Below are 24,708 nucleotides of genomic sequence, written 5' to 3'. Positions count from 1 at the left end.
CATGACGACGGCAACAACCAAGGTCCTCAACTCCGACCAACGACGATTTCTCGACGCCCAGACGCAGCGCGCTCGCGAGGCTGCACAGCGGGCTGCCGAGGATGCTCTGCGCGCTCTCGCTGTCGCCGAGCCGAGCCGTCCGAACTACTTGAGTGACGAGCAGAACAACCTCCGGCTTGCGCTACGCGACAAAGCACGGCAGCTCGGCGATGACACCGCACGCACGGGTGCACTCACCAACCTCGTGCACGACATCGCCTACGAGCAGTGGCATCGCCTGCTGTTCGCTCGCTTCCTGGAAGTCAACGGTCTATTGCGGCATCCGGACTACCGCGATATTCCGTTGTCATTGGACGACTGCGGCGATCTCGCGCCTGACCTTGGCGAACCGGACGCCTGGGCCGTTGCCGCACGGTTCGCCTCGGAGATCTTGCCCGGTGTGTTCCGCCTCACCGACCCCTCGGTACAAGTCCGGTTCGCCGCCGAGCACCGCGACGCGCTGGAACACCTGCTTATCGACATCCCATCCGAGGTGTTCACAACCGAGGATGCGCTCGGCTGGGTGTATCAGTTCTGGCAGACAGCCGAGAAGAAGCGCGTCAACGACTCAGGCGTCAAAATCGGCGGGGCCGACCTCTCTCCCGTCACGCAGCTGTTCACCGAAAACTACATGGTTCGGTTCCTGCTGGAGAACTCACTCGGTGCATGGTGGGCTGCACTTCACCCCGAGTCCTCGCTCGTTGACGGCTGGGAGTATTTGCGTCGCAACGAGGACGGCACACCCACGGCGGGCGCGTTCAGTGCGTGGCCCGAGCGTGCTGCCGAAGTTACGGTAATAGACCCCTGCTGCGGCTCCGGTCATTTTCTCGTTGCAATGTTCGGAATGCTCTGGCGTATGCGTGCCGAGGAAGAGGGCCTCACGCCGGACGAAGCGCAGGATGCCGTCCTCCGGGACAACCTCCACGGGCTCGAACTCGATCCGCGCTGCACCCAGATCGCGACTTTCAACGTGGCGCTGGAGGCATGGAAGCAGGGTGGGTTCCGTGAGCTTCCCGCCCCGCATATTGCTTGCTCTGGTGTTCCCGTGCGGGGCACTAGAGAGGAGTGGCTTGAGTTTGCCGCTCACGATGAGGAGCTTGCGAAGGTGCTCGGGCGCCTTCACTCGTTGTTCCGCAGCGCTGACACCCTTGGGTCGTTGATCACGCCGCAAATCAGTGACCTGGAGGGAACACTCTTCGGCTCTGATATGAGCATTGGTGCAACCTGGGATGATGTCGGTGCTGCTCTTGGCCGGCTACTTGCACGCGAGCGGCAAGAGGCGACAGTATTGGGTCACGTTGCTTCGGACGTAGTGGAGGCAGCGAGCCTGCTGTCCCGCAACTACACTTTGGTGGCCACCAATCCGCCGTACTTGCAGCGGCAGTCGATGGATGCCCGGCTTGTCAGCTACGTGGACCTGCATCACCCGGCGGCCAAGGCAGACATCTCGACCGCATTTATTGAGCGAGCACTGAATTTCGCGTCGGCGGGCGGTTCGGTTGCTGTCGTGTCGCCACAGAACTGGGGGCTCGTGAAGAGCTACACCAAGTTTCGAAAGGCTCTTCTGGCTAAGGAGTCGTTCGCGATCGCGGCGCGACTGGGGGCTGGTGCCTTTCGTCAGATTTCCGGGGAGGTCGTTAAGGTTACTCTCACGGTCATGTCGCGGAGGGTGCCGGAGGCCTCCCACCAAATATCTGCGTTGCTTGCGCACAAGGAGCGTGGGGTTGAGGCCAAAGCTGCTCTCTTAAGGAGCGGACCAGTCTCGCGAGTTGGTCAAGCGGACCAAGTGAGGAACCCCGACTCACGCATCACGCTTACACGGGTGGACGCGGCGACACTGCTCGAGTTTCGTGCAAGCGGCCTCAACGGAACCACTACAGGCGACTATGCGCGGTACGGCCGTTGTTTCTGGGAAGTTAACGACTTCACCCGCTGGGAGTATCAGCAGAGCACGGTGCGTTCGACGCGCCCGTTCGGGGGGCGGGAGCACGTAATTCTCTGGTGCAATGGCAATGGCCCACTTCAGGACGATCCTGGAGCAACAATTCGTGGTAAAGCGGCGCTTGGAAAAAGTGGCGTTGCTGTCTCCCAGATGGGGATGCTTCCCGTCACGCTCTATTCGGGAAATCACTTCGACAATAACACCGCGGTGATTCTTCCTCGCGACCCTGCTGATCTTCCGGCGATCTGGGCATATTGTTCAAGCGACGAGTTTGGCGAAGATGTCCGCGATATCGACGACACACTTAAGGTCACCAATGCAACAGTAGTCAAGGTCGCGTTTGACAAGGAGCGATGGCAGAAGGTCGCGGAGCAGGTTGGGTCGCTGCCGAGTCCTGCTTCGGACGATCCGACGCAGTGGCTGTTTCGAGGTGACGTGGCATCGTCAGATCATCCGCTTCAGGTGGCCGTCGCACGGCTCCTTGGGTACATGTGGCCTGAGCCCCACGGAGACTCACTGGACGACCTGTCCGACTCAGATGGCATCGCAGCGTTGATGGCACTCCCCGGCGAACCAGACCTTGCTACGCGGCTCCGCGAACTTCTCGCTCGTGCGTACGGCACGGAGTGGTCCAGTGCGCTTGAACGGAAGCTAGTGATCGAGGCCGGCGGCAAGAACGGGCGACTGGAAGACTGGCTTCGCGACTCGTTCTTCACCCAGCATGTGAAGGTCTTCGACAACCGACCGTTCCTGTGGCACATCTGGGATGGGCGGAAGGACGGATTCTCGGCAATCGTCAACTACCACCGCCTTGATCGGCGGACCCTTGAGAAGCTCACTTTTACTGCGCTCGGCGCATGGATTGACCGGCAGAAGCATGAGGTGCGGGCGGAGCGAGCCGGTGCCGATGCCCGACTTGCCTCGGCTGAGGAACTTCAGCGCAAACTCAAGCTGATCCTCGAAGGCGCGCCGCCGTACGACATCTACGTGCGATGGAAGTCGATGGCTGAGCAGCCAATCGGCTGGGCGCCTGACCTCGACGACGGTGTCCGTCTCAACATTCGGCCGTTTATCACTGCTGGCGTGCTGCGCTCCAAGGTCAACGTGCACTGGAAGAAAGACCGCGGGACGAATCCCGACGGGTCGGAACGGCACAACGATTTGCACCCGACGCTTGAGGAGCGCCGTGCCGCCCGGCGCGAGGCGGGAGGTGCCGAATGACGCTCGTCCGCGCCGTCGTCGCCAAAGCCCTCCGTGACGCTGCTGCCTTCAACGCGGGGGCGAACTCGGCCCCAGCGGCTGTTCTGTGGGCCGACCCTGAGCACACCTGGGAGCCAGTGATAGGCCTCCTCCAGGAGGCAGTGCCCATCTTGGTGCTCGGAGAGTACGACCCCGCAGCCGCACGAGGTCCCGCGCTTTGGCTTCGAGCCGTTCTTGCCTCACCCGAGTCAGCGGAACTGCCAACCCATCTCGCCGAACGGGATGAGCGCAATCCGTGGGTGATCTACCTGCCTGGTGTCAGCCGAGGTTCCGTCGACGAGGCAGCGGTCCTCGATGACTCGCTCGCGCCACTGGCCGAGGTTGCGATCCGCTCGAACTGGTGGCCCTCCGCCCATGGCCAGACGCCATGGACGCCGCACTCGTTCCTCGCGTCGAAGCAGGGCGCCGGGCTCGACATCGCGAGCGACAGTGCAACGAAGGCGGCCCTCGCTCAGGTGCTGGACAAGTTCCTCTTCGAGGACATCGACGACCTCAGGCGTATGGGGCGCCTCGATTCCTCTCGCCTGCACCACCTCGTGCTCGATGACACGGTTCGCACCCTCCTCGAATGGATGAACGACCCGGATGAGGTGAGGGCTTCGCTCGAAGGTGCGCAGTGGCAGGCCCTTGTCGCCTCCTGCAAGTCCGTTTACGGCTTTGGCCCTGAGAAGGACGGCGCGCTCACCGCAGCCAGCAAGCTCGGCGGCCGAAGGGGCGAGTGGGGAGCTGTCTGGCAACGGTTTGCGGAGAACCCAAGCCGTTACCCGCACCTTCCTGCTTTGCTCGATCAGGCGCGGCCCTCTGTGGTGCCGCTCTTTGGAGACGCCGACCCACACCCTGACTCGTGGCCCTCATGGAACCGCGACGAGGAGGACGCGCTTAGGTCGGCGCTCGATGCATTGGGAACTCATCCCGACCCACGTGGTCGCGTTCAGGAGCTCGCTGCCGAACACACGTCGCGCGAAGAAAGCGTCTGGGCTGCTCTCGGACAGGCGCCCCTTGCGCGGGCAGTTGGCCACCTCGCGGAACTGGCAGACCGTGTCGCGACCGCTTCGAAAGCAACAGACCTCAAGACTCAGATTGCCTGGTTTAGCGACGAAGGCCACGTGATCGATGGCCTCGCGCTGCGGACGATCGCGACGGCCAAGACCGCGCAGGATAGGTCCGCTGTCACTCACGCGCTCGCCGCGATCTACGACCCCTGGGTCGATCAGTCGGCACGAGCATTCCAAAAGGCCGCAGTTGGCAGGTACAGCGGCCAGACGGGCCTCGACATAGTCGCCGGAACGTGCGTGGTCTATGTCGATGCACTGCGGTACGACCTGGCCGCCCGTGTTGCTCGCCGGCTGTCAGATCTCGCGGTAGTTGTGGAGCCGCGCCAGGCAGCATTCCCCAGCGTCACGCCAACCGGCCAGCCGGCGGTGGCACCGATCAAAATCAGCATCGCTGGCGGCGCTGCTTTCGACGCGGCCGATGATCAGGGGCGATCTGTGAAGGGTGCAGTGCTGCGGTCGGCCCTCGCCGCAGCAGAGGTGCAGTTCCTCGACTGGGACACCGCTCAGGTCGGAGACCCGGCCGGAAAGGCCTGGACGCAGACGAACATGATCGACTCGCTGGGCCACTCGCACGGGCACCAGATGGCGGACCTCGTCGACCACCACCTCGACCTCGTCGCCGAGCGGGTTCGTGCACTGCTCGACGCAGGCTGGCGCAAGGTTGTCGTGGTCACCGATCACGGCTTCCTCTTGCCCGGCCGAGCAGCGCAGAAGGTCAACCTCCCGATACAAGTCACGGAAGGCGATGCTGCTCGTAAGCCGCGTGTGGCGCGGTTGAAGGCTACCGCGGCGCGCCCGGACTTTCCGATCCTGGCCTGGACTTGGGACTCGTCCGTTGACATGGTCAGCGCACCGGGAACTGCTGCATTCGAGTCGGGCCGCCTGTACGAGCACGGCGGTTTGAGTCCCCAGGAGTGCGTGATTCCCGTCGTCACCGTGACGCGTGGTCGTTCGGCCGCTGCACCCGTCCAGATTGAAGCTGTTCGATGGACCGGACAGCGATGCCGCATCGACTACGGCCCTGCCGAGGCCGAAGTGGTTGCCGAAGTTCGGCTTCGCCCCGCCGACGCATCGAGCGCCGTCGGCGGTCCGAAGCCGCCCACCGAACCGGGCGAGGTCAAGGTGCTGGTCGACGAGGAACAGGCCCCTGCCGGGGCGAACGCATGGGTCGTACTACTCGACTCGAGCGGTGGAGTTCTAGCGCAAGCGCCAACCACGGTAGGAGGCGTCGAATGACCGAAGCAGTCACACTCGACGAGATCGACACGACCGCAGCGTCAGCCTTCGAGGGGTACGTCGTTCGCAAGGATCTGGCTCAGCAATTCAAGGGTGCGTATCCCGTCCCGACTTACGTCGGAGAGTTCCTCATCGGACGCTACTGCGCCACGACCGACCCGGAGGAGATCGAAGAAGGGCTTCAGGTCGTGCGGCGGCTGCTCGCCGACCGCACTGTGCGGGCTGGTGAAGAGGAGCTCTTCAAGTCGCGCGCGCGTGAGCGCATGACTGTCAAGCTCATCGATCTCGTCAAGGCCCGTCTCGATGCGAAGTCGAACGCTTATGTCGCCGAGCTGCCGAGCCTTGGACTCCGAGACGTGCGTATCGACGATGCCGTTGTCCGCGAGAACGAGCGCATGCTGACTGGTGGCTTCTACGCCGAGGTCGACCTGGTCTACGACGCCGCGATCGCTGACGAGAACAACGGCAAGCCTTTCGCTGTCGGGTCGCTTCGCCCCATTCAGCTGTCAACCCGCGACTCGCTCTCGCGTTTGGCCGAAGGTCGCTCACGGTTCACTACAGAGCAGTGGAAGCACCTCCTGCTTCGGTCAGTGGGCTTCGAACCTGCGCAACTCACCGAGCGCGAACAAGACGTGCTGCTGCTGCGCATGGTCCCGTTCGTGCAGCGGAACTTCAACATGGTCGAACTAGGACCTCGTGGCACCGGCAAGTCCCACCTGTTCCAGCAAGTCTCGCCCTACGCGCACTTGATCTCCGGCGGCAAGGCGACCGTTGCCCGGATGTTCGTCAACAACGCCACTGGACAACGCGGCCTCGTCGCACAGTACGACGTCGTCTGCTTCGACGAGGTCTCCGGCGTCTCTTTCGACCAAAAGGACGGCGTCAACATCATGAAGGGCTACATGGAGTCGGGTGAGTTCTCTCGCGGCCGTGAGTCCATCCGGGCTGACGGTTCGATCATGTTGGTCGGGAACTTCGACGTGGACGTCGCCCACCAGCAGCGGATCGGCCACCTGCTCTCGCCGCTGCCCCCGGAGATGCGCGATGATACGGCCTTCATGGACCGCATCCATGCCTACCTACCCGGCTGGGATGTTCCCAAGCTCAACCCGACCTACTTCACCCAGCACTTCGGGCTCGTGAGCGACTTCCTCTCCGAGTGCTGGTCGCGCCTTCGTGACCAGTCGCGCCTTACCTCGATCCAGGGCCGGGTCAACTATTCCGATGCGCTGTCTGGCCGAGACCTGTCGGCCGTCAACAAGACGGTCGATGGCCTGCTCAAGCTCGTGTATCCCGACGCTGAAGCCGCGATCTCCGATGAGGACCTCGAATGGGCGGTGCGTATCGCTCTGGAGTGCCGCCGTCGCGTCAAGGAACAGCAGCGCCGCATTGGCGCAGCAGAGTTCCGCAACACCCAGTTCGGCTACCGCCTCGGCGAGGGAGTCGAGCAGTTCGTCTCGACTCCCGAGCTCGCGAGCCCCGACTCGATCGGCCTTGATCCACTGCCCCCTGGCCAGGTGTGGGCGATCTCTGAGGGTGGCGGCGACGTTGGCCCGGGACTCTACCGAATCGAGGCGGCGGACACGCCCGGCTCTGGCGCACGCGGTCTCCTCAACCAGGCCGCACCCGCCACGCTCCGGGAGAGCTTCAAGGTCGCGGAGCAGAACCTCATCGCCCAGGCGAGACAACTCGTGGGCGACCGCGACCCGCGCGAGCATAACCTCACTGCTCAGATACGCGCGCTCGACGCAGCCAAGACTGGCGCCGGGCTCGGACTGCCGATCCTTCTCTCGCTGGCCTCGGCGATGCTCCAGCGGTCTATCCGTGGCGGCCTGATCGCTGTCGGCAACCTGTCGCTCGGCGGTGGCGTCGAGACGATCCTCAACGCAGCGCAACTCGCCGAGCACGCGATGGAAAAGGGAGCGACGGCCCTTTTGCTCCCGGTGTCAGCTCGCCGCCAACTCCTCGACGTCAGCGACGAGGTCGCTACAAAAGTCTCGTTCATTTTCTACAACGACGCACAGGATGCCCTCGTGAAAGCGCTCGACGAATAGGTTCACCGCGCTCAAGGACCCGACGGCCCTGGTCCGATCAGATGCCCGAAGCAGTGCGTTACGGGAAGTTCAGGTTCTTGCGCCTCAACCCACCTTTGCCCTGCGACATGACGAACGGCGGGTGAGCTGACGACATCCGATGGATGGCCTTCTCGTACTGCAAGCACAGGTCGCCCATCTCTGTCGCTGTCAGGTTGCCGTTCGCGAATGCGATCGCACGCGCGTCATGCATATAGATCGCCCGAGCTTCGAGCGGACGGGACGCGATCCGGTGATCCTTCGCCAGCAGGATGAATCCGGATGCTGTTCCGGATGCGATCCACTCGTCGTCCGACATCGCCTGGGCGCGCGCATCGCCATATTCTTCTGCGAGGGTGCGAGCATTCCACCCGGCACCACGCAACCGCGCGATCAGCAGCTTCCCGCCCAGTGAGCGGTCGAGCAGGAAGCGGGCGTCGGCCATGGTCTCAGGCGGCCTGAACCCAGAGCGATCGCATCTCGGCATCCGACAGTCCGAAGTCGTCTCCGACCTCCATCATCGACTCACCGGCACGCACCCGGCTGACCACATCTTCCACGCGTACCCCCAGCTTCGCGATGGTCGGCTGGCCGGAGTTCCGCAGCGGGTCGACGACGACTGCGGCACCCTCGTACGTCGGAAGCTGCACGGACTGGACCAGTCCGTTGCTGTACGTGATCGTCTGCAGGTACTGTTCGACCACGTCGCGGAACACGCCCTGATGGTTGCGGACGACCACGAGGTCGCGATCACCGTTCTCGAACAGGATCTCGGCGCCGTCGGTCTTGAGACGATCGCTGAGCAGCGCGTGCTCCAGGCCCAGCTCATCGCGCAGGATCTGAACCGCGGGTCGGATGCGTGCCATGGGCAAGCCGGCCCGGCGGAACGCTTCGACGACGTATCCCTCGGCGAGAGCGTCGAACGGAACGGTGAATCCTCGGCCGTTGCCGACGCCCGTCAGAATCGGCTCGCTCCAGCCCCACTTGCCCTCGCTCCGCTGGCGAAAACGGTGCCCGTGGGCCCACCGTGCGAACGACGAAGCAGGCGCGCGGATGATCTGCGCCGCCTCGTTCAGCGAGTAGATCGGCGTCGTGTAAGCCGTCTCGGTTGCTCGTGTTTGCATGCAAACAGTGTACTTCTCATCGCATGGTGATAGGCGGCATTTCGGCGACTGACTCGCGGCTGACGTAGCCGGTAGCGATTGACGTGTTCTCCTGACACGATCGATGTAGGCGTATGGCCGGAGGCGGAACTCGGATGACTGTTGCAACGATCGAAGTCGATACAGATGCACTCCGAATGGCGAAGGAACTCACCGGGAGCTCCTCGGATCGAGAGACCGTTGAGCTCGCTCTGCGAACGCTTATCGCCGTTCGGAATCAGCCCGCTGCGGTCGAGCGAATCATCGGCCGGACGTCCGTCACTCCGCCCCACCCAGCTCGTCCATGAACCCGTCGACCACGCCTGGCACCAGGTGCGTGGAGATGACCATCGTCACGGCGCGGGCGACGGTCGAGCGCAGCGCGTCGGGCACCGTATGAATGCCTGATGCCGAGCGCGTCACGAACCCGGTGCGCTCGAGGTTCAGCATCCGCAGGCCGGGCTCGTCGGCGATGAAGTCGGAACCGTTGCCCAGCGCCGCGACCACGCGGGAGACGGTGTCCGTGACAGTGAAGCGCTCGCGGTCGTCGTCCAGGCCGATGTACGCGTTGGCGATCACCTGCGCGGCGACCAGTGCGGCCAGGAACTCGGTCAGCTCGAGGGGCATCCGGTCGTGCCACGCGTCGGCAGTCACGCCCGGCCGCACGCGGGTCGGGCTCAGCTCGATCACCTCGGCGATGATCAGCGCCTGCCACCAGGCCGACAGCAGCGGCAGCTGGTTCATCGACGTGACGTGCTCCACGCCGTCCGCCGCCGGCATCCGCCTGCTCACGCCGACAGCGGAGACGCCGATCATCGCTGCGACCCGCTGGATGTCGGCACGGCGCAACGCGCCCGTCGACGAGACTGGCCGCCCCGCCCCGATCCACTCCAGCAGCCTGCCGACGCTGAAGACGACCGGCAGTCGCCGCAGCACCCGGTGCCTCTCCTCCTCGGGAATGTCCTGCCCGCCGGCCAGCGCATCCTGCAGCAGCGCGCCGCCATCGCCCTCCGACCCATCGAGCAGCACATCCTCGAGCGCATCGTGCGCGTCGGCCCAGCCGGCACGATCTGAGGCCAGGCGCATGTGCACGTAGTCGTGCAGCGTGTCCAGCGCGTCGAACAGCGCACCTTCGGCGTCGTCGGGCTCCTCGCCCAGCATCTCCGCGAACGTCTCGACATCGTCCGGATCGTCGAGGTCGATCACCCACTCACGCGCCAGCTTCTGCAGCGAGCGGAACATGCGGAGCTCGGTGCCCACGTCGGGTGCAGCGATCTCGTCCTGCTCGTCCAACCACGCTTGGAAACTCAGTGCCAGCGCCTCGTCTGCCCTACGGGGGGCGGCAGCGCGGCCGCCCGCGCCGTTCGCGGCCGGCGGCAGCACGGCATCCGCCTCTCCATCCGTCAGAGCGGATGCCGCCACCTCGACCACATCGCGACCCCTCACCCGAGCCTCGGCCAGCACCGACGCCGCGACGGCCAGCGCTGCGCCGACCATCACGTTCTGCCCGTTGTGACGCACGATCAGGGAGTCCAGCGAGTCGAAGGCGCGCCCCCTGTTCGACAGCGGCACGATGTCGCGCGACGCCGCCACCGCCTCCTTCGAGGGCCAGGCGGGCACGCGCATCCGCTGCCGGACGGACGCCAGAGCCGGGTCGGTGTGCCGGGAGTCGAGCAGGCCCAGCGCTGCGCCGATCACGTGCGAGACCGCCGGCATGCTGTCGGTCTCCTCGATGGGGACGTCGTCCAGGATCTTCTGCGCCGCGCGCAGATCGTCGTCGCCGATCGCCATCGTGAACCTGCGCAGCACCGACAGCGCCAGCGCCCGATGCTTCCCGACCGGCGTGAACAGCATGAGATTGTGGCGCTCCGTCGCGCGCGCCAGCGCCGCGTTGACGGCATCCAGATCCGACCCGTCCAGGTTCTCGAGGTCGATGCCCTCGTCGGCCAGCAGCGGAGCGATCTGGTCCAGCATCCGCTTGGCCATGCCGGGCTGACGCCGCACGCCCATCGCGGCCATCTGCCTGCGGAACTCGGGATCGTCGAAGGGGGAGGTCACCCGGTCAGCGTACGGAAGCGGATGCCGGAATGCACGCGGTGGGGATGTCGGTGCCGCCAGATACCTTGGTAGCGATTCAGTTCGCCGATCAAGTGGAGGGCACGAAATGACTGCAGAGCCATCCGGGGAGGTGATCCTCTACCAGCGTGAGGATGGCGCTCCCGCGTTGGAAGTGCGGCTGGATGGCGACACTGTGTGGCTGACGCAAGCTCAGCTTGTCGACCTCTTTGGGTCGTCCAAAGCGAATATCAGCGAGCACATCGCGAATGTCTTCGAGGAGGGTGAGCTGTCCGCGGGGGCAACTGTTCGGGAATTCCGAACAGTTCGAACCGAAGGATCTCGTGAGGTTGCGCGAAGCATCACTCACTACAACCTCGACGTCGTCATATCTGTCGGCTACCGAGTCAAGAGCCGGACTGCCACACGGTTCCGCATCTGGGCCACCGAACGTCTACGGGAGTACCTCGTCAAGGGCTTCACGATGGACGACGAGAACCTGAAGAACCTGGGCGGCGGTCGCTATTGGCGTGAACTGCTTGATCGCATCCGCGACATCCGAAGCAGCGAGAAGGTGCTGTATCGGCAAGTGCTGGATCTGTACGCCACGAGTGTCGATTACGACGCGAGTGCTGAAGAGTCCAAGCAGTTCTTCGCAGTCGTTCAGAACAAGCTCCACTTCGCGGCGCGCGGACACACAGCAGCAGAAGTCATCGCGGCCCGGACGGATGCCTCGAAACCTGAGATGGGCCTGACCTCGTTCGCTGGAACGAGACCACGAAAGTCTGATGTGTCCGTTGCCAAGAACTATCTGGACGAGGGCGAGTTGAGGAAGCTCAACACGCTTGTCTCCGCGTACTTCGATGCGGCTGAGTTCCGTGCGCAGAGTCACGAAGCGACGTACATGAAGGACTGGATCGGCCACCTGGACCGCCTGATATCGGCGATGGATGCTCCGGTGCTGGACACGCGCGCAACGCGAGATCGAGGGGAAGGGCTGACACGCTCGCCTTCCTGATCGGTCTCGAATGCTCTGAAGTCAGGTGGAGGCCGCGACCACTGCATCCCTTCAATGTCAGGGCATCAAGGTAATGACCGGGTATCGGGGTATCCCGATGCCTGCTCAGCCCCGCTCCGCCAGCACAAGCAGCTCGCCGACCTCGCAGCGCAGGGCATCGCAGATCGCGCGCAGCGTGGAGTAGCGGATCGCCCGTGCCCGGTCGTTCTTCAGCACCGACAGGTTCACGATGCTCACGCCCACCCGTGCGCTCAACTCGGTCAGCGTCATGTTCCGCTCGGCAAGCAGCTCGTCGAGCCGACAGTGGATGCCGGTGAACTCGTCGTCCGCGTCGGCGGGGCTCATACCAGGCCGTCCGTCTCGCGCTGCAGGCGCTCCTTCTCGAGCTGCAGTTGCCTGCCGTAGCGGAAGATCGCCGACAGGGCGAACAGGCCGACCGCCACCGCGAAGGGCCAGAGCGGGATGCTGAGCTCGAACGGCACGGTCATCTCCGGCTCCCACTTCAGCGATCGCGCGGCCAGCGTCATGCCGATCGAGGTGACCAGAGTGCTCAGAGCGCCGCCGACCATGACCGCGATCGATGCGAACCCGAACGTGCGGGACACAGCGGGGTGGAATGGGTCTCGCATCCCCGCCCGTCGGGTCGCGGTGTAGATCGCCCAAGCGATCGCGGCGGAGGCGAGGATGCCCATCAGCGTCCCCAGATATACCGTGAGTCGCGGGCCCACGGGCACGTTCTCGAGCCAGTTCTGGCAGTACGAGATCGGTGCAGGTCCCTGAGCGGGGGAGAGTTCGACGTGGAAGGTGCCGGTCGCGTCACAGGTGGGGCTGTGCAGCGCATCCTGCTGCTCGGCGACCCATTGCCCGGCCGCTCCCTCCAGTGCGATTGAGCCGGAGCCGAGGCGCTGGAGGCCGGACATCACGATGCCGAAGGCCGCGACACCCAGGTATGCGAGCGACGCGTTGCGCGTCACGTCGAGTGCGAGCGTGGTGCTGCCGCGCCGGCGCGCGCGCCAGATCGAGAAGGCCACGATCACCCCGGTGATCGCCAGCCACAGGGCCAGCCAGCCGAGCCCTTGAAGCAGGTCCGTCGATGTCAGCTGCATCAGACCAGCCCCTCCGTGTCGCGCGTCAGCGCGGCGACCGCGATGCTCACCGCGCCCGTCGCGACCAGGCCCAGCGTGATCGCCTCGGCCAACGGCATCCTTCTCGCCCTGTCCATGTCCCCACCCTCCGTAGCGATGGCTGTTGTTATCGACTTTCGTTAACATAACGACAATCGATATGGAGGTCAATCGTCTTCTGCGTTTCGTCTCGCTTCGCTCGCTCAACGACCGGGAACGGGACACCTCCATGAAGCTGAGGGCGCAGGGACGTTCCGGAGTGAGCATCGGGGAGGAGCGTTCTTCGACTCGCTGCGCTCGCTCAGTAACCGGGGGTCCCCGCTCTGCGAACGAAGGAAGCTTCGCGCAGCCCGTCCCACCACGATCCGGAGCCCGTCCCGGAACGAGAGGTATGCCGACGGCGAACACGGCCGTTCGGGCCTCGCGCTCTCGTTACTCTCGATGTACAAGGCACCACTGCCGCTTCGCCGCGTGCGAAAGGAAGTCACAGCATGTTCGAGAGATTCACGGACCGAGCCCGTCGAGTGGTCGTCCTCGCCCAAGAAGAGGCGAAGATGCTCAACCACAACTACATCGGCACCGAGCACATCCTGCTCGGCCTCATCCACGAGGGCGAGGGTGTCGCTGCGAAGGCGCTCGAGAGCCTGGGCATCTCCCTCGACGCCGTGCGCGAGCAGGTGCAGGACATCATCGGCCAGGGTCAGCAGCAGCCGACCGGGCACATCCCCTTCACCCCGCGCGCCAAGAAGGTGCTCGAGCTGTCGCTGCGCGAGGCGCTGCAGCTCGGCCACAACTACATCGGCACCGAGCACATCCTGCTCGGCCTCATCCGCGAGGGCGAGGGCGTCGCCGCCCAGGTGCTCGTCAAGCTCGGCGCCGACCTGAACAAGGTGCGCCAGCAGGTCATCCAGCTGCTCTCCGGCGCCCCGGGCGGCCGCGAGACGGCATCCGTCGGCGCCCAGACCAACGACGGCCAGTCGGCCGCCCAGGGCGGGTCGCAGGTGCTCGACCAGTTCGGCCGCAACCTCACCCAGGCCGCCCGCGAGGGCAAGCTCGACCCGGTGATCGGCCGCGAGAAGGAGGCCGAGCGGGTCATGCAGATCCTCTCGCGCCGCTCCAAGAACAACCCCGTCCTGATCGGAGAGCCCGGCGTCGGCAAGACCGCCGTCGTCGAGGGCCTCGCGCAGGCCATCGTCAAGGGCGACGTGCCCGAGACGCTGAAGGACAAGCAGCTCTACTCGCTCGACCTCGGCTCGCTCATCGCCGGCTCCCGCTACCGCGGCGACTTCGAGGAGCGCCTGAAGAAGGTCACCAAGGAGATCCGCACCCGCGGCGACATCATCGTCTTCATCGACGAGATCCACACCCTGGTGGGTGCGGGCGCCGCCGAGGGCGCGATCGACGCCGCCAGCATCCTCAAGCCGCTGCTGGCACGCGGCGAACTGCAGACGATCGGCGCGACCACGCTCGACGAGTACCGCAAGTACTTCGAGAAGGATGCTGCGCTCGAGCGCCGCTTCCAGCCGGTGCAGGTCAACGAGCCCACGCTGCCGCACGCCATCAACATCCTGAAGGGCCTGCGCGATCGCTACGAGGCGCACCACAAGGTGCAGATCACCGACGGCGCCCTGGTCGCCGCGGCGAACCTCGCCGATCGGTACATCAGCGACCGCTTCCTGCCCGACAAGGCCATCGACCTGATCGACGAGGCAGGGGCCCGCCTGCGCCTGTCGATCCTGTCCTCCCCGCCGGAGCTGCGCGAGTTCGACGAGAAGATCGCCAAGGTCCGCGAGGAGAAGGAGGCCGCCTCCGAGGAGCAGGACTTCGAGAAGGCCGCTGCTCTCCGTGACCAGGAGAAGGAGCTGCTCGGCGAGCGGCTGCGCCTGGAGAAGCAGTGGAAGAGCGGCGACGTGTCCTCTCCCGCCGTCGTCGACGAGGGCCTGATCGCCGAGGTGCTCGCGCAGGCCACCGGCATCCCCGTCTTCAAGCTCACAGAGGAGGAGTCCAGCCGCCTCGTGTTCATGGAGAAGGCGCTGCACCAGCGCGTCATCGGTCAGGAAGAGGCCATCGCGGCGCTCTCCCGCACGATCCGCCGCCAGCGCGCCGGCCTCAAGGACCCGAAGCGCCCCTCGGGCTCGTTCATCTTCGCCGGCCCGACCGGCGTCGGAAAGACCGAGCTCGCCAAGGCGCTCGCCGAGTTCCTGTTCGACGACGAGGCAGCCCTGATCTCCCTCGACATGTCGGAGTTCGGCGAGAAGCACACCGTCTCGCGGCTGTTCGGAGCCCCTCCGGGATTCGTCGGCTTCGAAGAGGGCGGCCAGCTCACCGAGAAGGTGCGCCGCAAGCCGTTCTCCGTGGTGCTGTTCGACGAGATCGAGAAGGCCCACCCGGACATCTTCAACTCGCTGCTGCAGATCCTCGAAGAGGGTCGTCTGACCGACGGTCAGGGCCGCGTGGTCGACTTCAAGAACACCGTGATCATCATGACGACCAACCTCGGCTCGTCGGCGATCGCCGGTGGCCCGGTCGGCTTCCAGGTGGAGGGCAACTCGCAGACCACCTACGAGCGGATGAAGGGCAAGGTCGACGAGGAGCTCAAGCGCCACTTCAAGCCCGAGTTCCTGAACCGCCTCGACGACATCATCGTGTTCCCGCAGCTGAACAAGGACGAGCTGCGTCAGATCGTCGGCCTGTTCGTCAAGCAGCTGGGCGACCGCCTGCTGGACCGCGACATGACCGTCGAGCTGTCGGATGCCGCCAAGGACAAGCTCATCGACATCGGCTTCGACCCGACGCTGGGCGCCCGCCCGCTGCGCCGCGCCATGCAGCGCGAGATCGAGGACCAGCTGTCCGAGAACATCCTGCACGGCGAGCTCAACACCGGCGACCACGTGAAGGTCGACGTCGTCGACGGCAAGTTCACCTTCCACTCCGCTCCGCGCGGCGAGAAGGTCGCGGTCGGCGTCAGCACCACGCCGTCGATCTCGGCCACCCCGGACCTCGCCGCCGGCTGACGCCCTGCGACTCGCGCACAGGGGGGGCGGATGCTGCACAGCATCCGCCCCTCGGTCTGTCTGCGCTGCGCACGCGGCATCTGCTCGGGCTTGCTTTCGCGGGGTCCGAATGGCTGGCTCACGCGAGGTGAGGCCGCCATCTGGGACCCGCGAATCGGGGCCCGCGGAGTTCGGGCGTGTCGCGGGGTCCGAATGGCTGGCTCGCGCGTGGGGAGGCAGCCAAGTGGGACCCGCGAATCGGGGCCCGCGAACGGTGATCTCGTCGAGCGGGAGCGGTGCGCCGCACGACCACGACCTCGCGGGTTCTAGTCTTGATGCGTGACAGAGTTCTCCCTCCGGCCCGCGCGCACGTCCGACATCACCGGCATCCATCGCCTGCTGGAACCGCTCGTCGAGCGCCGCATCCTGCTCGGCAAGGATCTGGCGATCCTGTACGGCGCCGCGCAGGAGTTCATCGTCGCCGAGGTCGGCGGCGAGCTGATCGGCTGCGGCGCACTGCACGTCATGTGGGAGGACCTGGGCGAGGTGCGCACCCTGCTGGTGCGCGAGGACTTCCTGCATCTGGGGATCGGCCGTGCGATCGTCGAGGCGCTCGAGCGCCGCGCGCTCGACCTCGGGCTCAGCAGGCTGTTCTGCCTGACCTTCGAGACCGGCTTCTTCACGCGGCGCGGGTTCGAGCCCATCGGCGAGCACATCGTCGATCCCGACGTGTACTCGCAGCTGCTGCGCAGCGGCGACGCCGGCGTGGAGGAGTTCCTCGACCTCGCGCACGTCAAGCCCAACACTCTCGGCAACACCAGGATGCTCAAGCACCTGGCGTCCAGCAGCGCCGGATAGCCTGGACGCATGGCCCGCCAATCCGCCGCAGTGTACCGACGTCGGCGGCTCGTGGTCCTCGTCGCACTGATCCTGCTGATCGCGGCTCTGGCAGGCGGGATCTGGTTCGTCATGACGCAGCCGTGGAGGACGGATGCCGCACCGGCGTCCACCCAGTCGTCCGCACCGGCGACGGATGCCGAGACCCCGTTCGCCACGGATCCGGCCTCGCCGCCGGCATCCGCCGACCCGGCAGTCGACGCACCCAGCCCGGATCCCTCCGAGACGCCCGGCGTCGTCGCCTGCGTGGCCGCGGATGTCGAGGTGAAGGCTGTGACGGATGCCGTGACCTACGCTGCCGGCGTGATGCCGAAGATCTCGATCTCGCTGACCAACAAGACCGACAAGGACTGCACGCTGAACGTCGGCTCCAACATGCAGAGGTTCACGGTCACCAGCGGTCAGGACGTGTGGTGGCGCTCCACCGACTGCCAGACCGACCCGAGCGCCCAGATCGCCACCCTCGCGGCCGGTGCGACGGTCAGCACCAAGATCCCGGTGGTCTGGGACCGCACCCGCTCAGCGGTCAACACCTGCGACAAGCCGAACCGGCCCCGCGCACCCGGCGGCGGTGCCTCGTACCACGTCACGGTGTCCATCGGCGGTTTCGACAGCGCGGGGTCGCAGCAGATTTTCCTGCGCTGAGCTGCATCCCGTCCAAGTTCGATGCGCGCCAACCGGAATTTTGGGATACCATAGGGGAGTGGTTCTCCGAACTGAGCGGTGAAACCATCCCCAGTGGTGTCGTCTTCAGCGTCCCCAGCGCTTCGACACTCATCGCTGCGAGAGCCAGAGGGCCCCCTCGAACATCCCCAGTCCCCAATGGTGGAGTCGAAGGGGCCCCACTCCTTACTCCGGGCAGGCTCTTCTAAGCTGGATTCATGGCGAAGAAGAGGTCCGGCGCGAAGCGGCCCGCCCCCCAGGATTTCCGCTCCGAGGCTCTCGCCCAGGCGCTGGAGAAGCAGGACATGGCAGCAGTCGCCCTCGCGCTCCGCAATGGCAACACCGTCGTCCCGCTGATCAAGCCCGGTCCGCGCGACCGGCCGCTGGACGGCGGCGAAGTGTGGACGTACCGCGATGCGAACACCGGTGAGGTGGCGCTGCTGCTGTTCAGCGACGCCAAGAACAAGCCCGACAACCTGCCGCCCGGCGTGGGAATCTACTCGCCGGCCTGGCTGAAGAGGTTCCTCACCGTGCACCGCGAAAAGATCACCACGGTGTTCCTCGACATCGCCGGCCCCCACCCCATGCAGGCTCACCCCGAGGAGCTGCTGAAGGCCCTGCAGGCGTAGCTCAGAACGGCGGGATGGCGGCATCTGGCCTGCGCTGGGTCATCCGCTGGCGGATGTCGTTCAGCGCCGACCGCAGGGTCTGGGAACGATCGTCGATCACCTGCTGATAGCCCAGCCGCGCGGCCTCGCTGCGGCGGTGTGCCGCCTGCGTGACGGGCCGGATCTCGCCGGCGAGCGACAGCTCGCCCACGGCGGCCACCGTGCGCGGCACGGACTGCTGCCGGATGGCACCCGCCACGGCCACGGCGATGGCCAGATCTGCGGCGGGCTCGGTGAACCGCACCCCGCCCACGGTGGACACGTACACGTCGAGCTTGGACGTCTCGATGCCGGCCCGGCGCTCCAGGATCGCCAGCACCATGGCCACGCGCGACGAATCCAGACCGTGCACCACGCGCCGTGGGTTGGGGGCGTTGGTCTCGATGGTGAGCGCCTGCACCTCCACCGGCAGCACGCGACGGCCCTCCATGGCGATGGCCACGCAGGTGCCCGGTTCGGCGGCGCCCTGCGAGAGGAACAACCCGCTGGGGTCGGGGACCTCGGCGATGCCGTCGCCGGTCATCTCGAAGCATCCGACCTCGTCGGTGGGGCCGAAGCGGTTCTTCAGCGCGCGGATGAACCGCAGCGCGGTCTGCCGGTCGCCCTCGAAGTGGCAGACCACGTCGACCAGGTGCTCCAGCACACGGGGACCTGCGACCGTGCCGTCCTTGGTGACGTGCCCCACGATGATCACCGGCAGTCCGCGGTCCTTCGCGATGCGGATGAGGGATGCTGCCACCTCGCGCACCTGGCTGGGCTGCCCGGCCGCGCCGTCGATCAGCCCGCTGGCGACGGTCTGCACGGAGTCGACGATCACCAGGTCGGGCTTCACCTCGTCGATGTGCCCGAGGATCGTGCCCAGGTCGGTCTCGCTGGCCAGGTACAGCTCGTCGTGCAGGGCGTTGGTGCGCTCGGCGCGCAACCGCACCTGCGCGGGTGACTCCTCGGCGCTGGCGTACAGCACGCGCCTGCCCGAGCGAGCCGTGGCCGCCGCCACCTCCAGAAGCAGCGTGGACTTGCCGACGCCCGGCTCACCACTGAGCAGGATGGCGGCGCCCGGAACGATGCCGCCGCCCAGCACCCGGTCGAACTCGCCCACACCACTCGAGCGACGCGGTGCGTCGGCGGTGGTGATCTGGGTGATGGGGCGCGCGGCGCGCTCGGCGGATGGAGCCACGGCATCCGTCTGCCGAACGATCCCGGTCTTCGCGCCCTGCTCCTGCACGGTGCCCCACTGCTGGCACTCGCCGCACCGGCCCACCCACTTGGCCGTCGTCCAGCCGCACTCCGTGCAGACGTAGGCGGGCGGCGCGGGCTTCCGGGTGACCATGCAGCAAGGCTATCCGCGGGGCGGACATTGGGCGGGGCGACGCTTCGACAGGCTCAGCGACCCAGGTGGGGTGGGCTCAGCGACGGTAGGTCCCTCAGGCCTTGCGCCCGACGTCCTTCAGCATCCCGGCCACGACCAGCGCGAACGCGCCGACCAGCACCAGCAGCCACAGGCCCAGCGAGTACGAGTTGGACTCCGCGTGGTACGTCGCACCCATCACCAGCGGGGGGAAGTAGCCGCCCAGGCCGCCGGCCGCGGCCACCACGCCGCTGACCGCGCCGACCTTCTCCTTCGGCGTGGACGGGCCGATCCAGGCGAACACCCCGCCCATCCCGAGCCCCATCGCCGAGGCCATCAGGAGGAACGTCACCCCGGTCAGGATGCCCTCGGCCGGCTGCTGTCCGACGATGTACGCCAGCGCGACGATGCCGCCCAGCGAGATCAGCGAGATGATCTTCGGGCCGAACCGGTCGGCCAGCACGCCGCCGACGGGCCGCGCCACCACGGCCGCCGCCGCGAACAGCGCGGTGCGCATGCCGGCGCCCAGCACGTCGACCTCGTTCGGGTAGATGGTGGTGAGGTACTTGGGCAGGAAGTTCGAGAACGCCACGAAACCGCCGAACACGATGCCGTACAGGAACGCCATCTCCCAGGTGACCGGCAGCTTGAGCGCACCAGTCACCTTGGGCACGAGCTTCTCGCGGTTGGGCTCCCACAGCGGCGACTCGCGCATGAATAACCACACGATCACGGCCATCACCACCAGCGCGCCCGCGATGATCAGGTGCGTGGGGAGGTAGCCGATGTCCTCGGCCAGGCGCGGGGTGGCCAGCGCCGAGACCGCCGTGCCGATCATCCCCATGCCGAAGACGCCGTTCGCGAAGCCGCGGCGATGCGGCGGAAACCAGGCGCTGGAGAACGGCACGCCGGCGGCGAAGATCGTGCCCGCCACGCCCAGGTAGAACCCGGCGATGATCAGCAGCGGAAAGCTGCGGATGCTGCCGGCCAGCGCCACCAGCAGCACCGCCGGCGCCGACAGCAGCAGCACGGCGGTGAACATCTTCCGCCCGCCGAAGCGGTCTGTCATCGCGCCGATGACCACGCGCCCCATTGCGCCGACCAGCACCGGGGTGGCCAGCATGAGTGAGATCTGGCCCTCATCCAGGCCCATCTCCGTGGCGTAGGTCTTCTGCAGCGGGGATATCGACATCCAGGCCCAGAACGCGATCGTGGAGGCGATGGTGGCCAGCAGCACCTGGGCGAATCCGCCCTTGAGACCGGTGGCCTGCGGAGCGGCGGCGGTGATCGGAGCAGTCATCAGGCGTCCCTTCGATAACGGCGACCGTAGCCTGCTTCAGCCCTGATCACCATAGGTATCGCCGGAGAAAATCGGATCATCGCCCGGATGAATAAACACGGCCCGCCCTTGTTTACGTCCGGGACCGAAGGCAGGATGCTGAAGTACCACGTGCACTCCGGAAGGAGCAGAGATGACCCCCGGCATCACCACTCGAAGGGCTCCGGCCAACGACGGCCTGCTGGCCGAGACGCTGCTCACGATGGGGCGCTTCGTGCGTCCAGGAGAGTTCTCGCCGGACCTGCGGTCGGTGTTCCTGCAGGGCGGTCGCGCGGGCGACGCGTTCTACCGCGACCGCTGGTCGCACGACAAGGTGGTCCGCTCCACGCACGGCGTGAACTGCACCGGATCGTGCTCGTGGAAGGTGTACGTCAAGGACGGCATCATCACCTGGGAGGCGCAGCAGACCGACTACCCGTCGGTCGGCCCCGACTCCCCGGAGTACGAGCCTCGCGGCTGCCCGCGCGGCGCAGCCTTCAGTTGGTACACCTACTCGCCCACGCGCGTGCGCTATCCGTACATCCGCGACACACTGGCCCAGCTGTACCGGCAGGCCAAGGCGCAGCATCCGGATCCTGTCGACGCCTGGGCGTCGATCGTGGAGGATCCCGAGAAGGCCACGTCGTACAAGCGCGTCCGCGGCAAGGGCGGCCTGGTGCGCACCAGCTGGGACGAGGTGATGGAGATCGCTGCGGCAGCGCACGTGCACACCGTGAAGACCTACGGCCCCGACCGCATCGCCGGGTTCTCGCCCATCCCGGCCATGTCGATGGTGTCGCACGGCGCCGGCTCCCGGTTCATGAACCTGATCGGCGGCACCATGCTGTCGTTCTACGACTGGTACGCCGACCTGCCGGTCGCCAGTCCCCAGGTGTTCGGCGACCAGACCGACGTGCCCGAGTCCGCGGACTGGTGGAACGCCGGATACCTGATCATGTGGGGCTCGAACGTGCCGGTCACCCGCACCCCCGACGCGCATTTCATGACCGAGGCCCGCTACCGCGGCCAGAAGGTCATCACGGTCTCTCCCGACTACACCGACAACACCAAGTTCGCCGACGAGTGGGTCTCGCCGCATCCGGGAACGGATGCCGCGCTGGCGCTGGCCATGGGCCACGTCATCCTGCGCGAGCACTTCGTCGAGAAGCGCACCGAGCGGTTCCAGGACTACATGCGCCGTTACACCGACGCGCCGTTCCTCGTCGAACTCGAGGAGCGCGACGGCTCTCTCGTGCCGGGCAAGTTCGTCACGGCATCCGATCTGTCCGGAGCGGATGCCGCCCAGCCGCGCGCCGACTTCAAGCCGGTGCTGATGGACCAGGACGGCACCCCGGTCGTGCCGAACGGTTCGCTGGGCCACCGGTTCAGCCCCGAGGACGAGGGCCGCTGGAACCTGGACCTGGGCGACGTCGTGCCGCCGCTCTCGGTGGCCGACCTTGCGAGCTGGGACGGGACGGCGGCGGAGATCCTGCTGCCGCGCTTCGACCTGGACCCCGAGCCCGGCCAGGAGCACGCCGGCGGCTCCGGTGTGATCGCCCGCGGCGTGCCCGTGCGCACCGTCGCCGGTAAGACCGTCACCACGGTGTTCGATCTGATGCTGGCCCGCTACGGTGTCGGCCGCGACGGGATGCCCGGCGAGTGGCCGACCGGCTATGACGACGCCACCAGCCCCGGCACCCCGGCGTGGCAGGAGGAGCACACCTCGGTGCCCGCCGAGCAGGCCATCCGCATCGGGCGCGAGTTCGCCGACAACGCCGAGCGGTCGGGTGGCCGCTCGATGATCCTGATGGGCGCCGGCACCAACCACTGGTTCCACTCCGACACCATCTACCGCACCTTCCTCGCGCTGACGACGATGACCGGATGCCAGGGCGTGAACGGCGGGGGATGGGCGCACTACGTGGGCCAGGAGAAGGTGCGCCCGCTCACCGGCTACCAGCAGTACGCCGGTGCCTCCGACTGGGTGCGCCCGCCGCGCTACACGATCGGCACCGCCTTCTTCTACCTGTCCACCGACCAGTGGCGCTACGACGGGCTGCCCGCCGACCAGCTCTCCTCGCCGCTGGGCCGCGGCACCTTCCACGGCCGCACCACCGCCGACTGCCTGGTCGAGTCCGTGCAGCGGGGGTGGATGCCGAGCTACCCCACCTTCGACCGCAACCCGCTCGACCTGGTGGCCGAAGCCGAGGCGGCGGGCAAGGATCCCGCGCAGCACGTCGTGGACAGCCTGGATGACGGCTCGCTGCACTTCGCCGTGGAGGACCCGGACGACCCGGCCAACTTCCCGCGCGTGATGACCATGTGGCGCGCCAACGTGCTGGGCTCCTCGGGCAAGGGCAACGAGTACTTCCTCAAGCACCTGTTGGGCACGGATGCCGCCGTGCGCGCTCCCGAGGCGGCCGAGGGCTCCCGTCCGGTGTCGATGACGTGGCACGAGAAGGCGCCCGAGGGCAAGCTCGACCTGCTGATGACGGCGGATTTCCGCATGACCAGCACCACGCTGTTCAGCGACATCGTGCTGCCGGCGGCCACCTGGTACGAGAAGTACGACCTGTCCTCCACGGACATGCATCCGTTCGTCCACGCGTTCAACCCGGCCATCGCACCGCCCTGGCAGACGAAGACCGACTTCGAGACGTTCCGCATCCTCGCCGAGCGCTTCAGCGAGATGGCCCGCACCCACCTGGGCGTGCGGCGCGACGTGGTGGCCACGCCGCTGCAGCACGACACCCCCGATGCGATGGCCACCCCACACGGCCGCGTGCAGGACCTGCCGCGGGTGCCCGGCGTCACCATGCCGAAGCTGAAAGTGGTCGAGCGGGACTACCCGAACCTCGCCGAGCAGTGGAAATCGCTGGGCCCGCTGAGCGGCGAACTGGGCATGACCACCAAGGGCGTCACGTACCACCCCGAGCCCGAGATCGCGTGGCTGGCCGAGAAGAACGGGCAGGTCGCCGCGGGCCCGTACGCCGGCAGCGTGCGACTGGACTCCGACCAGCGCGCCTGCGAGATGATCCTGGCGTTCTCCGGCACCAGCAACGGCCGCCTGGCCGTGCAGGGCTTCCGGCAGTTGGAGAAGCACACCGGGCAGCAGCTGGCGTTCCTCGCCGACGAGCACGAGGGCACGCACCTGTCGTTCCAGGACGTGTCGGTGCAGCCGCGCAGCGTGATCACCTCGCCGGAGTGGTCGGGCTCCGAGCACGGCGGCCGGCGGTACACGGCCTTCGCGATCAACGTCGAGCACCTCAAGCCCTGGCACACGCTCACCGGCCGGCAGCACTTCTACCTCGACCACGACTGGATGGACGAGCTGGGCGAGGCGCTGCCGATCTACCGCCCGCCGCTGGACATGGCGCGCCTGTTCGGCGATGTGGTGCCGGGCACGGCATCCGGTGCCGAGGTCAACGTGCGCTACCTGACCCCGCACTCCAAGTGGTCGATCCACTCGGAGTACCAGGACAACCTGTTCATGCTCTCGCTCTCGCGAGGCGGCCCCACGATCTGGATGAGTCCGCAGGATGCCGAGAAGATCGGCGTGCGCGACAACGACTGGATCGAGTCGTACAACCGCAACGGCGTGGTCGTCGCGCGGGCCAACGTGTCGCACCGGATGCCGGAGGGCACGGTGTACATGTACCACGCGAAGGACCGCACGGTCGACGTGCCGATCAGCGAGACCAGCGGGCTGCGCGGCGGCATCCACAACTCCCTCACGCGCATCCTGCTCAAGCCCAGTCACCTGATCGGCGGCTACGCGCAGTTGGCGTGGGCGTTCAACTATCTGGGGCCGACGGGGAACCAGCGCGACGAGGTCACCACGATCCGCCGCCGTTCGCAGGAAGTGCGATACCGATGAA

Annotated in this window: 17 protein-coding genes; 10 read left to right on the top strand and 7 right to left on the bottom strand. The window is 66.5% G+C overall.

Features of this window, described 5'->3' with window-relative positions:
* Nucleotide 1 precedes the first annotated feature (1 nt).
* The 3 genes from Q0568_RS13590 to brxL are packed head-to-tail and all read left to right on the top strand — an operon-like array spanning nucleotide 2 to nucleotide 7,586.
* Nucleotides 2-3,202, top strand: coding sequence for a hypothetical protein (locus Q0568_RS13590; RefSeq protein WP_298862724.1), 3,201 nt, complete (start codon nucleotides 2-4; stop codon nucleotides 3,200-3,202).
* Nucleotides 3,199-5,532 carry a BREX-1 system phosphatase PglZ type B gene (pglZ, locus tag Q0568_RS13585; RefSeq protein ID WP_298862719.1) on the top strand — a complete coding sequence of 778 codons (2,334 nt, stop codon included), beginning with the start codon at nucleotides 3,199-3,201 and terminating at the stop codon, nucleotides 5,530-5,532. The genes Q0568_RS13590 and pglZ overlap by 4 nt, the downstream gene beginning before the upstream one ends.
* Nucleotides 5,529-7,586 carry a protease Lon-related BREX system protein BrxL gene (gene brxL / locus Q0568_RS13580; RefSeq protein WP_298862716.1) on the top strand — a complete coding sequence of 686 codons (2,058 nt, stop codon included), beginning with the start codon at nucleotides 5,529-5,531 and terminating at the stop codon, nucleotides 7,584-7,586. Before pglZ ends, brxL begins: the two co-directional genes overlap by 4 nt.
* Before the next feature lie 58 nt (nucleotides 7,587-7,644).
* Here the strand turns inward: brxL and Q0568_RS13575 are convergent, their stop codons facing one another.
* A complete protein-coding gene (locus tag Q0568_RS13575; protein ID WP_298862711.1) occupies nucleotides 7,645-8,049 on the bottom strand; it encodes a hypothetical protein in 405 nt (134 codons plus the stop codon).
* Between the two features lie 4 nt (nucleotides 8,050-8,053).
* Complete coding sequence (locus Q0568_RS13570; protein ID WP_298862708.1) at nucleotides 8,054-8,728, bottom strand: DUF433 domain-containing protein; 675 nt, start codon at nucleotides 8,726-8,728, stop codon at nucleotides 8,054-8,056.
* A gap of 113 nt (nucleotides 8,729-8,841) precedes the next feature.
* Here Q0568_RS13570 and Q0568_RS17220 point away from each other — a divergent pair, with 113 nt between their 5' ends.
* On the top strand, nucleotides 8,842-9,054 hold the full coding sequence (locus Q0568_RS17220; protein ID WP_366941342.1) for a type II toxin-antitoxin system VapB family antitoxin: 213 nt from the start codon (nucleotides 8,842-8,844) through the stop codon (nucleotides 9,052-9,054).
* Here the strand turns inward: Q0568_RS17220 and Q0568_RS13565 are convergent.
* Nucleotides 9,026-10,804, bottom strand: a complete 1,779-nt coding sequence (locus tag Q0568_RS13565; RefSeq protein WP_298862704.1) for a hypothetical protein — start codon at nucleotides 10,802-10,804, stop codon at nucleotides 9,026-9,028. The two genes, Q0568_RS17220 and Q0568_RS13565, sit on opposite strands and share 29 nt — an antisense overlap.
* Before the next feature lie 106 nt (nucleotides 10,805-10,910).
* Here Q0568_RS13565 and Q0568_RS13560 point away from each other — a divergent pair, with 106 nt between their 5' ends.
* Entirely contained in the window at nucleotides 10,911-11,819 is a 909-nt protein-coding gene (locus tag Q0568_RS13560; RefSeq protein ID WP_298862701.1) for a virulence RhuM family protein, read from the top strand.
* A gap of 105 nt (nucleotides 11,820-11,924) precedes the next feature.
* Here Q0568_RS13560 and Q0568_RS13555 read toward each other — a convergent pair whose 3' ends face one another.
* Both Q0568_RS13555 and Q0568_RS13550 read right to left on the bottom strand, forming a co-directional pair.
* Complete coding sequence (locus Q0568_RS13555) at nucleotides 11,925-12,164, bottom strand: helix-turn-helix domain-containing protein (protein WP_298862698.1); 240 nt, start codon at nucleotides 12,162-12,164, stop codon at nucleotides 11,925-11,927.
* Complete coding sequence (locus tag Q0568_RS13550) at nucleotides 12,161-12,925, bottom strand: hypothetical protein (RefSeq protein WP_298862694.1); 765 nt, start codon at nucleotides 12,923-12,925, stop codon at nucleotides 12,161-12,163. Before Q0568_RS13550 ends, Q0568_RS13555 begins: the two co-directional genes overlap by 4 nt.
* 509 nt (nucleotides 12,926-13,434) lie before the next feature.
* On the opposite strand from Q0568_RS13550, the gene Q0568_RS13545 reads away from it, so the two are divergent.
* The 4 genes from Q0568_RS13545 to Q0568_RS13530 all read left to right on the top strand — a co-directional run bounded on the left by Q0568_RS13545 (nucleotide 13,435) and on the right by Q0568_RS13530 (nucleotide 18,125).
* Complete coding sequence (locus tag Q0568_RS13545; RefSeq protein ID WP_298862692.1) at nucleotides 13,435-15,957, top strand: ATP-dependent Clp protease ATP-binding subunit; 2,523 nt, start codon at nucleotides 13,435-13,437, stop codon at nucleotides 15,955-15,957.
* Between the two features lie 318 nt (nucleotides 15,958-16,275).
* Entirely contained in the window at nucleotides 16,276-16,794 is a 519-nt protein-coding gene (locus Q0568_RS13540; RefSeq protein ID WP_298862690.1) for an amino-acid N-acetyltransferase, read from the top strand.
* Between the two features lie 9 nt (nucleotides 16,795-16,803).
* Nucleotides 16,804-17,478, top strand: coding sequence for a hypothetical protein (locus tag Q0568_RS13535; protein WP_298862688.1), 675 nt, complete (start codon nucleotides 16,804-16,806; stop codon nucleotides 17,476-17,478).
* Between the two features lie 236 nt (nucleotides 17,479-17,714).
* Entirely contained in the window at nucleotides 17,715-18,125 is a 411-nt protein-coding gene (locus Q0568_RS13530) for a dehydrogenase (RefSeq protein ID WP_298862686.1), read from the top strand.
* Nucleotide 18,126: 1 nt separating this feature from the next.
* On the opposite strand, the gene radA is transcribed toward Q0568_RS13530, so the two are convergent.
* Together radA and Q0568_RS13520 are read right to left on the bottom strand one after the other, a co-directional pair.
* Nucleotides 18,127-19,494, bottom strand: a complete 1,368-nt coding sequence (radA, locus tag Q0568_RS13525; protein WP_298862683.1) for a DNA repair protein RadA — start codon at nucleotides 19,492-19,494, stop codon at nucleotides 18,127-18,129.
* Between the two features lie 94 nt (nucleotides 19,495-19,588).
* A complete protein-coding gene (locus Q0568_RS13520) occupies nucleotides 19,589-20,812 on the bottom strand; it encodes an MFS transporter (protein WP_298862680.1) in 1,224 nt (407 codons plus the stop codon).
* Between the two features lie 172 nt (nucleotides 20,813-20,984).
* Here Q0568_RS13520 and Q0568_RS13515 point away from each other — a divergent pair, with 172 nt between their 5' ends.
* On the top strand, nucleotides 20,985-24,707 hold the full coding sequence (locus Q0568_RS13515; RefSeq protein ID WP_298862678.1) for a nitrate reductase subunit alpha: 3,723 nt from the start codon (nucleotides 20,985-20,987) through the stop codon (nucleotides 24,705-24,707).
* Nucleotide 24,708: the final 1 nt, after the last annotated feature.

This window comes from uncultured Microbacterium sp. (assembly GCF_937927635.1).
Classification (GTDB): Bacteria; Actinomycetota; Actinomycetes; order Actinomycetales; family Microbacteriaceae; genus Microbacterium.
The sequence above is the reverse complement of the archived record's forward strand: the minus strand, read 5'-3'. Positions and strand labels throughout refer to the sequence as shown.